Below are 15937 nucleotides of genomic sequence, written 5' to 3' on the forward strand. Positions count from 1 at the left end.
AATTAAACTATGTTATTTACTACCTATAAAATAGGTCATATAACGCATTTTTTGCGGAACAACGCCCCACTGCCCGCCAAGTTATTGTTAATAATAATGATTATTATTGGCGTAAATATTGCTTAAATCAAGATATCTAAACTTGATTTAGGAATTCGCACCTTGAAACCCCAAAGCCCCCCATTTAGTTATATTGCCAAAAAATGCCTATTCGCCACGGCATGCCAACCTTTACTGATTTGGCCCCTGTCCGCGGCAGAAAACAATCTCAACCATCTTCCCGTCATGGAAATTGTTGAGGACGTATCGGGAAACTCGTTGACTACGCCGTCGCTCGAGAACGCTCGGCAGGAAATAAAGCGTGTTCCAGGTGGAGCGATGGTGATCGATAGCGATGACTATAAGGAACGATATGTAGGAAGCTTGAGCGATACGCTGCAGTTGTCTCCCGGTGTTTTCACGCAAAGCCGGTTTGGCGCCAGTGAATCGAGATTATCGATACGGGGATCCGGTATCACCCAGACGTTTGGCATTCGCGGCGTGCGTTTTTTGCGTGACGGCCTACCGGTCAGTACGCCCGGCGGTTTTACCAATCCCGAATTGATCGAACCTCTGAATGCGCGTTATGTCGAGGTGTTCAGAGGCGCCAACGCCTTGAAATATGGCTCTGCCATGTTGGGAGGGGCGGTCAATTTCGTGTCGCGCACCGGGCGTAACAGTCCAGGCTTTACTTTCCAAAGCATGTTCGGCGAACATGATTATGTTCGCCCCCAGATGACTCTGGGCGGCGTCATCAATGAAGATTTCGATTACTTCTTATCGGCGAGTTCGTTGTATCAGGATGGCTTTCGTGATCAATCGAGAGAATTGGACGGGCGAGGCTATGCGAATTTCGGTTATCGTTGGAGCGATTCCGCAGAAACCCGTATTCATTTCAATGCCCACAGCACGGAAATGGAATTGCCGGGTTCTTTGACTCGTGCTCAATTCGATCAGGATCCATCGAAGGCCAATGGATTCTGGGAATCCAGAAATGCCCAGCGTGATCTGGATATATTGCGTACCGATATTCAACATACCATCACCTTCAACGAGACCGACCGTCTCGATATCGGTGCATATTACGAACATAGAGAGTTGGACCACCCCTTGCCGTTTGTTTTCATCGGTCAGGAAAACAACGAAACCGGGCTGAGTTTTCGTTATTCACAAAACAACGATCTCTTCGGACATGAAAACTCATTTGTTATCGGCGGGCTGGTTTACTGGGGCGAAATGGATGGAACCAATCATGTCACTTTAACCGATGCTCGACAAGGTAACTTGCTTCGGATCAATCACGGCGAATCCTCCACATCCGAGTTGTATGCCGAAAATCAATTCAGCCTAACCGACAATGTTAAGTTGGTTACCGGGGCGCAGTTTGTACACGCCAGGCGCCGAGTAGTGGTCAATAATGTCAATGCCCCCGATTCAAAAAACACCAAGGACTATACCGGCTTCAACCCGAAGCTGGGCGTAATTTGGGATGTGGACGAGAATGTCCAGTTGTTCGCCAATGCCAGCCGCAGTTACGAGCCGCCTACCGATAATGAATTCAACAACGGGTTTATCGTCAATGACACAACCCGGGAACTGGACGCTCAGGACGGCACAACCTTGGAAGTCGGCACCCGCGGCAACATGGGGCTCATTAATTGGGATTTGGCGGCTTATCATTCCTGGTTACAGGATGAGATTCTGACCCAGGGAGAATTCATCAACGGTCAGCCAACCGGTCGCTCCGCCGTTGAAAATGCCAACCATACCGACCACAGCGGCGTCGAACTGGGACTGTCCAGCGACATTCCTCTAGGGGTATTTGGCGATGACAAGCTGGCCATCAAAGGGGTTTACACCTATAACCGCTTCCGGTTTGATGGAGATAAATCATTCGGCGACAACGAATTACCGGGCATACCGACCCATGTCGCCAATCTGGAACTTATCTACAAACATCCTTTGGGGTTCTATGCCGGACCGAATATTCAATACGCCAGCGATTATTACGTCGATTACGCCAATACCCTGAAAGCGCCCTCCTATGTCATCATGGGCGCGCGTGGCGGTTATGATACCGGCAAAGGCGTAAAATTATTTGTCGATGCGCGCAACCTGCTGGATAAAGATTGGGTTTCCAATACCGGCTTGACAACCAATGCCAACGGCGGCGATGCCGGCGTCTTTAACCCAGGATACGACTTGTCCTTTTTCGGCGGATTCTCGGTTGAGTTCAACTAAAACAACCTAGGCGACTGAACCCTTGATAGAAGTGATATGTCGCCGGTTAAGCCATTCGGAATAGTATGATAGGCTTTGTTATCGAAAGACGATATCGGCCTGGAACAGCTATTGACGGTGTGTGCTTTTACGATCAAGCCCCCTGTTACGGCAAGGGACTTGAGTACTTTAATCTCATTTGAAATTAGTTTATCGCAATGAATAAACATCTGGTGTATCTATCGATTGTGTTCGCGGGTCTGAATATTTCCTGCTCAAACCAACATAATATCGAGGCTCAGGCCGATCAGCACGCTGTTGCAGTCGAATCGGTTCAGCATAAACCCGCCATGCGGCATCATCCCATCCCCGAAGGGGTGATCAGTGTCGACATCGTCAATCAGGGCAATCGCCTCCATCTACTGACCGGCAAGCATCGGCAGGGAAAAAAATCACTCTGGCACCAAGTCTCGACCGATGAGGGGACAAGTTGGTCAACGCCGGTCAAGATTCACGATGAAGACACGGTTGCGGCCAATATCGTGCGCGGAAACGATGCCCAGATTACGGTCCAGGGCGACAACATCGTCGTCACCTGGATGAGCTATGTCAAAGGCGCCCCTTTCAATGCCGGCCCGATGTTGGCGGCGCGTTCCGGCGACGGCGGCCAAACTTGGCAAAAGGCGACTACGCCGCCGGATTGGAAACAAGGCCCGCACGGTTATATCGATATGACTAGTGACGCCAACGCCATGCATGCGGTATGGCTGGACAGCCGCGGGGGACGATCAGGCGTGAGCGCAGCCCAGGCCTTGCATTATGCGAGATCCGTCGATGGCGGCCAGAGCTGGCAAAGCAATGAGACACTGGATGAGCTGACCTGCTCCTGTTGTTGGAATACCATCAAAAGCAATGGTGAAGGTAAGCTGTATGTACTTTATCGCGACAAACAACCTTCCGATATGGCGATCGGCGTCATCGACGAACAACAACACTGGCAAAGCCTGAATCAGGTCGGCGCATTTAACTGGCAGTTCGAGGGTTGCCCCCATATCGGCGGCGGCCTGGATTTTCAACAGCACCATGGAAAGAAACGGATCCATGCCGTCGTCGGCAGTGGCCATCAGGATCATTTAGGGGTTCATTATCTATTTTCAAGCGATGCTGGAAAAAACTGGTCAGCGGCCTTGCCGCTAGGCGATGAATCGGCGGTACACGCGGACATTGCCGCACATGACAATGGCCGTGTCGTGGCGGTCTGGGACATGATGGCGGAAGACGGATTGGCGGTATTTTCCGCAGAATCATCGGATTCTGAGCATAAAGAGTGGTCCCGCCCCTTACAGCTATCCACCGTCGGCGCGCGAGCCTCTCATCCGCGCATCGTCAAGACCGTTCAAGGTTTTCTGGCCTTGTGGACGGAACACGACGGTCAACAACAACGCGTGGCAATGCGGGGACTTTAAGAAATGATGAAATTACGCTTATTTTTATTTGGTTTGATCCTACTGATATGCAATCCGGTCAATGCCGGAAATCTTTCCATCAAACCATTCATCAAAGGCAGCTTTACCGAAATTAAGAATCAACATACGAACCAGCCTTTTATTGTGGTTTTTTGGTCGGAATCTTGCAGCTATTGCATGAAAGAACTGGCCATGTTCGGAAAACTATATAAACAATTCCCGAATGTCGAATTGATAACGGTCGCAACCGACTCTTTTCTCGACGAGAAAACCGTTAAAGATGTGTTGCGACGAAGCCAACTCGACGTGGAAAAAACGTGGGTTTTCGCCGAGCAATTTCCGGAACGAATTTATGCCGATGTCAACAAGCGCTGGCGCGGTGAATTACCGGTGACTCATTTCTTCAGCCGGGATCATCAAGAAATCCGTCATATGGGAATCATTAACGAACAGGAATTGCTTGAATGGCTGTCAGAGCAGTCGTCTCAGTAGCGCTGCACCGAGCCCTCACTTGCTCCGCGCAACGCTGAATATCCTGTCGATTAAATGGAAGACGGCAAGTCGTTGATATTGTAAAACCGGATATGGGAATTGCTGCGTCGGTGGGTATTTTTTTCCGCCATTTCTTACTCCTTTTGACTATTGATATTCTCGGCGTTTACCTGCCTTTTCCGGTCAGTACTTTTTTAGAAGTTACGCATTGACAGCCAATGTTAAGCTATGATTCCTAAATTAACTACCGCCATCGGAAGGCCAAGCCTTGATAAGAGCAATAACCCGCCCCTCAACAGCCCGTTGTACGCTGCCGATGTATATTGGTTTTTTGTTAAGCGAACCCAAGCAGGCCAGTTGTCGGCGATTAGGAGAGGTCATGTCAATTTCACACGATAGTGTCAACCGCTTTCTGCACCGAGAATCGTATAGCGGCCAGGACTTGTACAATGAAGCCAGCCCGACACTGAATTTAACAGGCGGCACGTTAAGTGTCGACGACAGCGTACTCGACAAGCCTTATAGTCAGTATATGGCGTTGGTCGGACACTTTTGGTCAGGCAAGCATCATCGTGCGGTTAAAGGCATCAATCTGGTGACGTTATATTACACTGATCCTCAAGGACAACACCAACCGGTCAACTTTCGGGGCGTGGACAAGGCCGAAGGCAAAACTAAAAATGACTATTTTCAGGACATGCTGGCTGAAGTATTAGCCTGGGGGCTGAAGCCGGCGTTTGTCACCGGCGACAGCTGGTACAGCTGCGTGAGCAATCTTAAACGGATAAAGAATCATCAGATAGGATTACTCTTTGCTCTGGAAAGCAACCGGTTGGTGTCCGTGGAAAAAGGGTCCTGGGTTCAAGTTCAACAATTGAACATCCCAGAAGATGGCTTAAGAGTCTGGCTCAAGAATTTCGGTTATGGCAAAGTCTTTCGGACGCAGTTAAAAGACCAACTGCGCCATTATTTCTGCGCATTACCTGATGATGAGCAAACCGTTACCTTTGATCACAAAGCCTTTAACGAACAACACGACCGACACTGGCAAATTGAGCAATATCACCGTGCAATTAAGCAGGTATGCAACATTGAGCGATTTCAAGTTCGCAGTAAAGGGGCTATTACAAATCATCTTTTCGCGGCGATTTGTGGTTTCGTTCAACTACAGAAACTCAGCTTCGCAGCAGTCATTAACAACTGCTACGGCGTACAACGAAATTTATTCAAAGAAGTGATCGCCTCTTTCATCGAGAATATTGTGCCAACCATGAAACATTTAAATCCTGAATTTCATCCGGTCGTCAATGCGTAACTTCTATTTTTTATACTCCTCGACCGCCATCCAACTAAAAAAAACAGCCATGAGAAGACTCAACAAGGGGCCAAAAAATGATTCCCAAACGGTTGCCAGCGTCGCGATACGGGTATCGTTACGCCAATATCGCACATTCACCCTATCGTCGGCTTCGGGGGCAAACAAATAACTATAAGGATGCCGGTTTTTGAATCGATGGGTTCTTCCCCGGTGATCGGTAAATTGAATCACCAGATAAAAATTGTCTGGCTGGTTAATTTTGCTTACACGATCAACCTTAACGACCCGGCCTTCGGTCGTGAGGCCGTCCATGGCAATGCGCAGGCTTTTAAATAAATCGCTTCCGCTGGTGTAGAAAAGAAATCCGCTCAAGGCGGTAAAAGCGCAGGCATAGGCAAACGCTTTGATCCGAATCATCATCGTTTCTTTCTTACTCCGAGTAAATCACTACCCGCCCCGCTTTATCCTCTTCGCCAGCCGTGATAACGCTCAACCCAGCGCAACAAACCTTCCGGCGCATGCGCTTTCTTCCAAACGCCGGCCGCGTATTTGTTGGCCTCGGCCAGGGTCGGATAGATATGTATCGTCCCCAACACCTTGTTCAGGCCAATACCGTGTTTCATTGCCAGCACGAATTCGGCGATCAAATCGCCGGCGTGTTCTCCGACGATGGTGACCCCTAGAATCTTGTCCTTGCCAGGCTTGGTCAATATCTTCACGAAACCGTGCGCCTCGCCGTCGGCGATCGCCCGGTCCAGATCGTCGATGCCGTAGGACACGACTTCATAGGCAATGCCTTGCTGCTTGGCGTCCTGTTCGTTAAGCCCGACACGCGCGACTTCCGGATCGGTGAAAGTCGACCACGGAATCACCGAATAATCGGTGCGGAATTTCTTGAAGCGGCCGAACAGGGCGTTGACCGCGGCATACCAGGCCTGATGGGCGGCGGTATGGGTGAATTGATATGGCCCTGCAACATCGCCGACCGCATAGATATTGGGATAATTGGTGCGTTGGAACGGGTCGGTGGCGATGGTCTTACGTGGCGACAACGCTATTCCCAGTTCCTCGATGCCATAGCCGGTCACATTGGGTGCGCGCCCCTATCGCGACCAAGACCTGGTCGAACGGGATCTTGACCGTTTGTTCTTCGTGTTCAGCCAGCAGGATTTTTTCACCGTTTTCTATGATGAACGCCTTGGCCGTGTGTTCCACCCGCACATCGACGCCTTCCTTGCTGAATCGCTTCATGACCGCCTCGGATACTTCGGGGTCTTCGCGGCCCATGATGCGCGGCGCCATTTCCACTTGAGTGACGCGACTGCCCAAACGGGCGAAACTTTGCGTCAACTCGCTGCCGATCGGTCCGCCGCCCAGGACCAACAGGCGCTTTGGGAGCTCGCGCAGATTCCAGACATTATCCGAAGTCAGGTAGTCAATTTTATCGAGCCCCGGAATTGGCGGCACGAACGGGCGTGCCCCGGCGGCGATGACGATGGCCCGGGTGGTCAGGGTCTTCACGCCCTGCGCCGTGGTGACCTTCACTTCCCAGGGAGACAGAATTTTAGCCTCGCCGGTCACGACCTCGACGCCGAGTTCGCTATAACGCTCGATCGAATCATGCGGTTCGACGGTTTTAATAACAGTCTGCACCCGCTCCATCACAGCGGCGAAATCGACATCGGCCTGGGCCTGCTTGATGCCGAATTCCTCATGGCGTTTGAGATGCGACAGCCACTTGGCCGAACGGATCAGCGCTTTGGACGGCACGCAGCCGGTGTTCAGGCAATCGCCCCCCATCTTGTGTTTTTCGATCAGCGTCACCTTGGCCTTGACCGCCGCGGCGATATAGGCGGTCACCAAACCGCCGGAACCGGCGCCGATGACGATCAGGTTGTTGTCGTAAGCTTTGGGTTTGCGCCATCCCCGATAGACTTTCAGACGGCGCGCCGCCTCGACGATTTTTTTCGCCAATAACGGAAACAACCCCAACAGCACGAAAGAGCCCAACAAGGCCGGCGACAGAATGTCGGACAGCGAATCGATCTGCGCCAGTTGCGTGCCGGCATTGACGTAAACGACAGTGCCGGCCAGCATACCGACCTGGCTGACCCAATAAAAGGTCCAGGTGCGAATCGCCGTCAATCCCATCGCCAGATTGATCACGAAAAACGGAAACAGCGGCACTAATCGCAAGGTGAATAGATAAAAGGCGCCGTCACGGGCGACGCCTTCGTCGATCGCTTGCAATCGTTTTTCGAAGCGCGCCCTGACGGCGTCCCGAAACACGAAGCGCGCGGCCAGGAACGCCAGTGTCGCGCCGATAGTCGAGGCAAAGGAGACGATCAAGGTTCCCCACAGCAGACCGAATACGGCGCCGCCGGCCAGCGTCAATACCGTCGCGCCAGGCAGCGACAAACCGGTGACGGCGATATAGAGTAGAGCGTAGATTGCAATAGCTAAGACCGGATTTGCGCTACGAAAGGATTCGATATCGGCCTGTCGGGCTTTTAAAGCTTCCAAAGTTAGATACTGTTGCAGGTCGAACACGAAAAAAGCCGAGATCGAGGCTACGATTAAAACCAACAACAGCATTTTCGAGAGCTTCATTGCGCGCGCTCCTTCGGCAAAACCGGCTCGATCATGCTTGTCGCTGCTCGGGGAGAAAGCTTCTGCCCCTGATAATATCCGAACATATTTTCACTCCATTTAGAATTAATCTTCGATGCCTGTTGGTCGGATAAATCGGCGATTACTTACAAGAGATGATCAATCGGCCGTTGCCGATAATCTATCTTTGCCGGCACAGGCTTTCGCGATTAGCTGTAATGCCTCCATACCGGCACAATACGCCAAAGAGCTTTACATCTTTGTCGAGACGTGCATGACGAGTCCTTTGCTTTGTAAGCTTAACGTTTCACTGTCATAAAATTATCTTCATCGCGCAACAAATAAAGCATCAAGCAACCGGCCAACATCGGCCAGGCGGCAAAAAACAATAAATTCGGGCCTTCGAACGGCGCCAGATACTGCTGGAACGACGATACGGTGGATATGGCATGAAAAACCAGCACGGCACCGTAGCTAAAACGTTTATATAATCCGAGCAGAAAACCGACCAAGATGATCAGTTCTACGGTCCCGATCACGGCCATGAGTGGGACGTTTAGGTCGGTCAGCCAATAAAATTTCTCGTATACCTTGGCCGCATGCCCTGGATTGATGAATTTATCCAGCGTCCACATCAGCATCACGACAAAAATACTGGCGCGCATGAACAACAATGACCATTGCAAGTGACTCGGACGTTTCATCGCTTTGCCGCCTCTTCGGCCAGAGCCTTCAACAAGGCGATATAAATCTGATGGCAAAAATCGCGCGCTTCTTCAGAAGCCGATTCCCAACTAGAGCGCCATTCGACAAAAGTCGTTCCGCCCAACGTCACCGGTTTTAGTTGAATCTGCCCGACATAATTTGATATTTCGGTGGGCGACACCGGCGACGGACCATCATCGATCGAATAGCGTATACGGAAATCGTCATGACTGCACTCGAGCAGAGTTTCATGAAAGACATTATTCAACACGCGCTTGGCGCCGACGGCAGTTCCTGGCTGGTCACCGACAGCTTCGCAGGATTGAATGACGCTTTCCGCCCAGGACATATCGTGGAAATCCTCGATGGTATCCCAGACTTTTTCGATCGGTGCATCGACTACGATAGATTGGTAACATTGCGGCATGCTCAACTCCTTAAGTTTGAATGGCTAGTGATTTATTGAATGAATATTCAATAATGAACTAAGATAGCTATTTTTGAACGAATGTTCAATAATAATGTTTTGACAAATCCGAGGACAACATGGCCCGACCGATCACATTCGACCGCAACCACGTCTTGCAACAGGCGATCAATGTTTTTTGGTTGCAAGGATACACCGCCACCTCGATTAAAAACCTGGTGGATGCCACCGGACTTCAGCCCGGCAGCCTGTATGCCGCTTTCGGCGACAAGCGAGGCCTCTTCTTGGCGGCGCTGGATGCCTATTTTGACGACATGAAGAAAAAGCTATTCGACGTGCTACACAGTGATAAAGCGCCATTGGAGCGTCTGCGCGCTTTTTTTACTCAGCTCATTGAAGAATCCACAGAAGATCAGGATCGTAAAGGCTGTCTATTGATCAACACGCTATCGGAAATTCCGGTACAGCATGAAGACATCAATTCCCGGCTGCAGCAGATGTTTGCCGAAGTGGAACAGGAATTGAAACAATTATTGACCGAAGCCCAGAACGCGGATGAGCTGAGTGCCGATCAAGACCCGACCGTACTGACGAAATTCCTGGTCTCCGGCATTTTCGGACTCAGACTTTATAACAAAACCGGAGCTGATTCCGCGAGCCTACAAGCGATCGTCGATCAATTGTTGTCGCCTTTTTCGTCACTTGCTACTCATGGAAAAGCTGACAACCATCGGAAACCAGGGCTAGCTCATTAAATGAATGAGTGGCAAAACAGAAAATTAACAACAAATACGCCAAGCAATCCGCCTGGATACGCACAACGGCCAATTTTTCCCTCGGTGCGGGGTTTGGCGGCTTGCTTCGCGAAGCCACCCTACGTGCGGTAGGGTGTGCTGACGATAGGAAGCGCACCATGTCTCGATGCGCTTCAAAACGATCGGCTTTACATTGGTATCGCAACCGTCGGGCGGATGCGCCGCCAAGCAATCCGCCTGGATATACACAATGGCCAATTTTTCCCTCGGTGCGGGGTTTGGCGGCTTGCTTCGCGAAGCCGCCCTACGTGCGGTAGGGTGTGCTGACGAGAGGAAGCGCACCGGTTTTTGAGGCGCTTCACGCAGTTCAGCACATCCGAAGGCAAGACGGTGCTTTGCGTAGGAGCGCCGCCCTCGGCGCGAAAAGAACCATTCGGCCCGAGGGCGGGCCTCCTACGGGCAGACTTTGAACGTTTGAGGAGGGTTAAATAACCCGCCCCGCCCAGATACTGAAAGACACTGAATGGCTACCCATTGCATTCGCTAATTTAATTGCCTTAGAATCGACAGTCCTATCGATTCAAGGAACCTTGTTATGACAGTTAGCAAACCATTGGAATACGGCGGTCACGCACTCGTCTGGTCCGGAGACTGGAGTCCGGAGGGCGCACGCAAAGCCATCGGCGGGGCCGCTCAGGCTGGATATGATTTTATCGAAATCGCCCTATTAGACCCCTGGAAGGTAGATGTCGCTCTCACAAAAGATCTGCTTCAGGAGTTTAATCTTCGCGCCCATGCATCGTTAGGCTTATCGGCCAGTACCGACGTAACCAGCATAGCCCCATCCATCGTCGCCAAGGGTGATGAGCTGCTCCGTAAGGCGACCGATGTACTTTACCAGATTGGCGGCACAGAACTGTGCGGCGTTATTTATTGCGCCCTAGGCAAATATCCGGGGCCGGCGTCGAAACAAAACCGAGCCAATTCGGTCGCCGCGATGCAACGGTTGGCGGATTATGCGGCGGATAAAGGCATCAATATCAACCTTGAAGTCGTGAACCGATATGAAACCAATATCATCAATACAGGCATCGAAGGTTTAGCATTCTTGGACGAAATTGATCGCCCCAATGCTTATTTGCATCTGGATACCTATCATATGAACATCGAAGAAGATGGCATGGAAACATCCGTCTTGGCGGCAAAAGAACGCTTGGGCTATGTTCATATCGGCGAAAGCCATCGAGGCTATCTGGGCACCGGAAATGTTGACTTCGACCGGTTCTTTGCCGCGTTAACGAAAATCAATTACAGCGGCCCGATCACTTTTGAATCCTTCTCGTCGGAAGTCGTTGATCCCAACCTTTCCAATACTCTTTGCGTGTGGCGCAATCTCTGGGATGATTCCGATGATTTAGCCAAGAAAGCGCTGATGTATATGAAAGAACGTTATTAATTCACGACGGTCAAATTTCACTCTGCTATTCCAGGAAAAGCGTATAGCTCACGTTTTTCCTGCTTCGCCTCGATGACCTGGACTATCAGACCATTTGAACGGCCAAACCTTTCTTTTCTCGTAGCCCGATCGCACTTTCTCCCCACCATCCCCGACATCGAATAGTTATGCCCTTCCTTGTGCATATGTAGATTTAAGGTAACTATTCAGTATCTTTCAGGGTTTAGGGAGTAGACCATTGATTTCTCGGGACGCGTGAATACTTCCATGTAAGCTCTGACTGCAACGTCCTGTTGCAGACAGCCCGATAAATCAATAGCCTACCCCCTCTGATAAAAATACGCTGAATAATTACGATTTAAGCACGTCCTTGCATAATCACCGCTCTCAGCCGCCTATCATCTTTTCTGGCCGACAACCAGCACCATAGACATCAGCCATTATTTTATAAATCTTTTTATAAATTACGCTGACCTCTCTCTTTAAAACCGAAAAAAATATTCGCATCCTGAAAGGTTTCTGTAAGGTAGTATCGATACAATACTATCCAAGCAATACACACTAACGACTGCTTTGAATGATGGAATGGACAATAGCGAATTTTTAATGTTTTGCATCCGAGGCTGATATGAACTCTTCTAGCAAAATCAAATGGCTTTTGTTGCTAACAACCTTGGGGATTTTAATTATCGTCCCCGATTTTGCCGTCTGGTTGATCCACACCTTATTTGAGCTTCTACACGCCCTGTTTGAGGTTATAGAGGGAGCACTCGATGAAATCATTGAACATCTATTTCACACAGACCGGCATACCACACAGATCATCGTTTTTTATCTGATGTGGGCAATGATTCTCTATCCCGTTTATCGAATTTATCGTTTTTTCAAAAAACGAATCAACGAGCTAAGAGAAACGCTACCGTGTCGCTGTAAGGACATAAAGGAACAGACCAAAAACAATTGGCAACAACAAACGTTTATAAAAAAGTTCAAGTTTGTTTCCGGTTGTTTTTTAGGCGCGCTCGGTATCAGTTATTTGGTTTTTTTATAACATAAATGAGCCCCCGCCGCCGCTATTTATCAAAATATGCTCAATACAAGGCATTGACTATTGACTATGGAATCGTTTGAAAAATTATTACAACAAAATAAGCAATGGTCCTCGGCGAAGAAAGAGGAAGATCCGCATTTTTTCAGCAAACTATCGAACACGCAAAAGCCCGAATTTTTATGGATTGGTTGTTCGGATAGCCGAGTGCCGGCGGAAATTATCGTGAATGCCGAACCTGGCGAAATCTTCATCCATCGCAACATCGCCAATCAAGTCATTCACACCGATTTCAATTGCCTGAGCGTCTTGCAATACGCAGTCAATGTATTGAAAGTTAAGCACATTATCGTCTGTGGCCACTACAACTGCGGCGGCGTCCACGCCGCGCTGCAAAAACAGTCGTCCAATTCGATCATTACCAATAAATGGTTGATGCATCTAAAAAACACTTACCGCCTGCACCAACATGAGCTGGATATCATCGAGAATAAAGGCCGCCAGGTGAATCGACTGGTCGAGCTCAATATCATCGAACAGGTCAATTCATTGGCGCATACCTCCATAGTCCAGAGAGCCTGGCGCGGCGAAAACGGCCCGATCATTCATGGCTGGGTTTATGGTTTACAGGACGGTCTGCTGAACCCGCTGATCACCTTATCCCCGAACGAGGATTTAATCCATCCGATTTTTCAATACGAAGCCCCTGATTTCGAACACCTGGAACATTCAAAAATTGAACGCGTGATGAACCGTGACATCACAGGCGACCATTTAGAAGCGTGCTGATGAGGATAAAACCATGATACATAAACATATTGCATATTATCTAGGCCACTTGAAACACGACATTCCCGCCGGACTGGTGGTATTTCTGGTTGCTTTGCCGCTATGCCTGGGGATAGCCCTCGCTTCCGGCGCGCCATTATTTTCCGGTTTGATTGCCGGTTTAATCGGCGGCCTCGTCGTTTCCTGGGTCAGCGGCTCTCAATTGAGCGTTTCCGGTCCGGCGGCCGGCTTGACCGTGATCGTTTTCACCGCGATCGAACAATTGGGGAGTTTTGCCGGCTTCCTGGTCAGCGTCGTATTGGCTGGCGCCATTCAGTTGCTCCTTGGGTACTTACGCGCCGGTATCATCGGCGCTTTTTTTCCTTCGGCCGTGATCAAGGGCATGTTGGTGGCGATAGGCCTGATTCTGATCATCAAGCAATTGCCGCATGCGGTGGGATACCACAAGGGTTATGAAGGCGACGAAAGCTACATGAACGAAACCGCCGCCATGAGTTTCCAAGAATTATTCGACTCCCTAAGTGCATTCACCTACGGCAGCGTCATCATCACCGTCGTCGGCTTGCTGGTACTGCTGTTATGGGAAACGCGCTGGCTTAAACAGTTTTCGCTGGTCAAATTGATTCCAGGACCCTTACTCGTGGTCGCTTGGGGGATTGCCTATAACGTCATGTCACGGCAATGGATCCCGGAACTGGTCGTCCACGATGAGGACGTGGTGAATCTTCCCGCCACCGAAACCGTGAACGATTTTCTCAACTTGTTTATCTGGCCGGATTTCAGTTTTCTGGCCAATCCTCAGATATATACTATCGCCTTCACGCTGGCGATCATCGCCAGCCTCGAAACGCTGCTCAGCCTGGAGGCGGTCGACAAACTGGACCCATTGAAACGCACCGCACCGACCAACCGGGAATTGAAAGCTCAAGGTTTGGGCAACATGATCAGCGGTTTGATCGGCGGCCTCCCGATCACTGCGGTGATCGTGCGCAGCTCGGCCAACATCAACGCGGGAGGACACACCAAAGTCTCCAGTTTCGTACATGGTCTTTTTCTGCTGCTGAGCATTTTGTTTTTCACGCAAGTGATGAACCTGATCCCGCTTGCCTGCTTGGCGGCGATACTATTGCAAACCGGTTATAAATTGGCGAAACCACAGCAATTTTTCGCCCTCTACCGCCAAGGCTGGAATCAGTTTCTGCCGTTTATCGCGACGGTCGTGTTTATTCTGGTCACCGACTTACTGCAAGGCATCATTATCGGCATCGCCTTCGGTTTGGTTTTCGTGATGATTTCAAACTATCACGAATCGATCTTGCTGCATCGCGAAGAAGATCACTTCAAACTGATACTGAACAAGGATGTCTCCTTCCTTAACCAGGCCCTGCTCAGACGCTTGCTGAACAGTGTTGAGGAAAACAGCACCTTGCTCATCGACGGATCGAGAGCTAAATTCATCGATCACGATATTAAAGAGACACTGCAGAACTTCCTGAAAACGGCGCCGGACGACAACATCAAGGTCGAACTGGATGATATTCTGACGGAAAAACTGCAAAATTCGTCTCATAACTTAGCCGTTGGCAATGCCGACGCTGATGTCATCGCTACGACATCGTGGGCAAGAAAAGCCATACCGGCAACCATCGTGACATTGGCGGCGACCACCTTTGCATTCTGGCTGTTTGCCGAATTTTATGCTGCACAGATCTAGCCCGGATATTTCACAAAGGCGGCCTTGATCTTGAAAATAAGAATTTAGAGCCAATGCATTATGATTAATAGAGGGCATGAGGTGTGTTTGGCTAGGATGTCGGCAGCAAGGATGCTGCCGTCAAGCCTACATGGACGTATTCACCCAGCACCTAAATTCCATAGGCTAATGGCTGCGATAAATCATCTTCGTTTATTTAGGTGCTGGGTGAACGGCGTCTTCTGCAACTGCCACCTGATACAGGCTGGTTTCTCACCCCGAACTCAGGTTAAACACAGCAAAAATGCTTAACCTAGGAATGGCTGACACCTCCGGAGTCCCCGTCATATAACATTACTGAGTAATAGAACTGCGCCTATGTCGCCCAAAAAACGGCTAAATTTATTGATTGTACTTGAGAAATAAAGGGGTTATAGTCAAAGGGCGAAACAAAAAAAGTGAGGACACTATGTACAAAACTTGGGTTATCACTGCGGAAAGCAGTCAAGCAAGATTTTTCACCGTTCCTTCCAAAAAAGAACCCCTAGTCCAAATTCAAGAACTACTTAATCCGGCTTCGAAAATACACGAATCCGAGCTAACCAGCGACCTGCCGGGGCGAACAAGCACCAGCGGCCCTAACGGCAATAAACATGCGAAGGAGCCTCAGGTCAGCCCTAAAGAACAAGCAACCATCACCTTCGCCAAAAAAATCGCGGAAAAAGTCGAAAAAGCCCGCGGCCAAGGTGAACTGGAACAATTAATTCTGGTCTCTCCACCGAAGTTTCTGGGCTTGTTGCGTGACAACCTATCGGATCAAGCTAAAAAAATGGTGATCCAGAGCCTCGATAAAAACCTAGTCGGCCAGAATGAAGCCAACATCCGCAAGCACCTGTTTTAACGATAAACTCGATTAGGC

Annotated in this window: 13 protein-coding genes and 1 pseudogene; 10 read left to right on the forward strand and 4 right to left on the reverse strand. The window is 49.8% G+C overall.

Going from position 1 to position 15937, the window contains the following annotated elements; genetic code table 11:
* Nucleotides 1-285: 285 nt before the first annotated feature.
* The 4 genes from Q9L42_RS14480 to Q9L42_RS14495 all read left to right on the forward strand — a co-directional run bounded on the left by Q9L42_RS14480 (nucleotide 286) and on the right by Q9L42_RS14495 (nucleotide 5532).
* The gene (locus Q9L42_RS14480) at nucleotides 286-2280 is read left to right on the forward strand and encodes a TonB-dependent receptor family protein (protein WP_305907697.1); all 1995 of its coding nucleotides are present in this window, start codon (nucleotides 286-288) and stop codon (nucleotides 2278-2280) included.
* A 197-nt stretch (nucleotides 2281-2477) separates the two neighbouring features.
* On the forward strand, nucleotides 2478-3725 hold the full coding sequence (locus tag Q9L42_RS14485; RefSeq protein ID WP_349431310.1) for a sialidase family protein: 1248 nt from the start codon (nucleotides 2478-2480) through the stop codon (nucleotides 3723-3725).
* Nucleotides 3726-3728: 3 nt separating this feature from the next.
* Nucleotides 3729-4217, forward strand: a complete 489-nt coding sequence (locus Q9L42_RS14490) for a TlpA family protein disulfide reductase (protein WP_305907694.1) — start codon at nucleotides 3729-3731, stop codon at nucleotides 4215-4217.
* Nucleotides 4218-4488: 271 nt separating this feature from the next.
* On the forward strand, nucleotides 4489-5532 hold the full coding sequence (locus tag Q9L42_RS14495) for an IS701 family transposase (RefSeq protein ID WP_305910187.1): 1044 nt from the start codon (nucleotides 4489-4491) through the stop codon (nucleotides 5530-5532).
* 3 nt (nucleotides 5533-5535) lie between these two features.
* Here the strand turns inward: Q9L42_RS14495 and Q9L42_RS14500 are convergent, their stop codons facing one another.
* The 4 genes and pseudogenes from Q9L42_RS14500 to Q9L42_RS14515 form a co-directional block, all read right to left on the reverse strand.
* Nucleotides 5536-5955, reverse strand: coding sequence for a DUF3592 domain-containing protein (locus Q9L42_RS14500; RefSeq protein WP_349431311.1), 420 nt, complete (start codon nucleotides 5953-5955; stop codon nucleotides 5536-5538).
* A 41-nt stretch (nucleotides 5956-5996) separates the two neighbouring features.
* Nucleotides 5997-8145, reverse strand: a pseudogene (lpdA, locus tag Q9L42_RS14505) (dihydrolipoyl dehydrogenase).
* Nucleotides 8146-8444: 299 nt separating this feature from the next.
* On the reverse strand, nucleotides 8445-8849 hold the full coding sequence (locus Q9L42_RS14510) for a hypothetical protein (RefSeq protein WP_305907692.1): 405 nt from the start codon (nucleotides 8847-8849) through the stop codon (nucleotides 8445-8447).
* Nucleotides 8846-9277, reverse strand: coding sequence for an SRPBCC family protein (locus Q9L42_RS14515; RefSeq protein WP_305907691.1), 432 nt, complete (start codon nucleotides 9275-9277; stop codon nucleotides 8846-8848). The genes Q9L42_RS14510 and Q9L42_RS14515 overlap by 4 nt, the downstream gene beginning before the upstream one ends.
* Before the next feature lie 119 nt (nucleotides 9278-9396).
* On the opposite strand from Q9L42_RS14515, the gene Q9L42_RS14520 reads away from it, so the two are divergent.
* The 6 genes from Q9L42_RS14520 to Q9L42_RS14545 all read left to right on the forward strand — a co-directional run bounded on the left by Q9L42_RS14520 (nucleotide 9397) and on the right by Q9L42_RS14545 (nucleotide 15919).
* A complete protein-coding gene (locus Q9L42_RS14520; RefSeq protein ID WP_349431312.1) occupies nucleotides 9397-10032 on the forward strand; it encodes a TetR/AcrR family transcriptional regulator in 636 nt (211 codons plus the stop codon).
* A 595-nt stretch (nucleotides 10033-10627) separates the two neighbouring features.
* On the forward strand, nucleotides 10628-11488 hold the full coding sequence (locus tag Q9L42_RS14525; RefSeq protein ID WP_305907688.1) for a sugar phosphate isomerase/epimerase family protein: 861 nt from the start codon (nucleotides 10628-10630) through the stop codon (nucleotides 11486-11488).
* Between the two features lie 628 nt (nucleotides 11489-12116).
* Complete coding sequence (locus tag Q9L42_RS14530) at nucleotides 12117-12539, forward strand: hypothetical protein (RefSeq protein WP_305907687.1); 423 nt, start codon at nucleotides 12117-12119, stop codon at nucleotides 12537-12539.
* Nucleotides 12540-12605: 66 nt separating this feature from the next.
* Nucleotides 12606-13325, forward strand: coding sequence for a carbonic anhydrase (locus Q9L42_RS14535; protein WP_305910186.1), 720 nt, complete (start codon nucleotides 12606-12608; stop codon nucleotides 13323-13325).
* Between the two features lie 13 nt (nucleotides 13326-13338).
* Nucleotides 13339-15039 (forward strand): SulP family inorganic anion transporter, encoded by a 1701-nt coding sequence (locus Q9L42_RS14540; protein ID WP_349431313.1) that lies wholly within the window; start codon nucleotides 13339-13341, stop codon nucleotides 15037-15039.
* 448 nt (nucleotides 15040-15487) lie between these two features.
* Nucleotides 15488-15919: a host attachment protein gene (locus tag Q9L42_RS14545; protein WP_305907686.1), complete on the forward strand. Its 432-nt coding sequence runs from the start codon at nucleotides 15488-15490 to the stop codon at nucleotides 15917-15919.
* Nucleotides 15920-15937 lie beyond the last annotated feature (18 nt).

Source organism: Methylomarinum sp. Ch1-1 (assembly GCF_030717995.2).
Lineage (GTDB): Bacteria > Pseudomonadota > Gammaproteobacteria > Methylococcales > Methylomonadaceae > Methylomarinum > Methylomarinum roseum.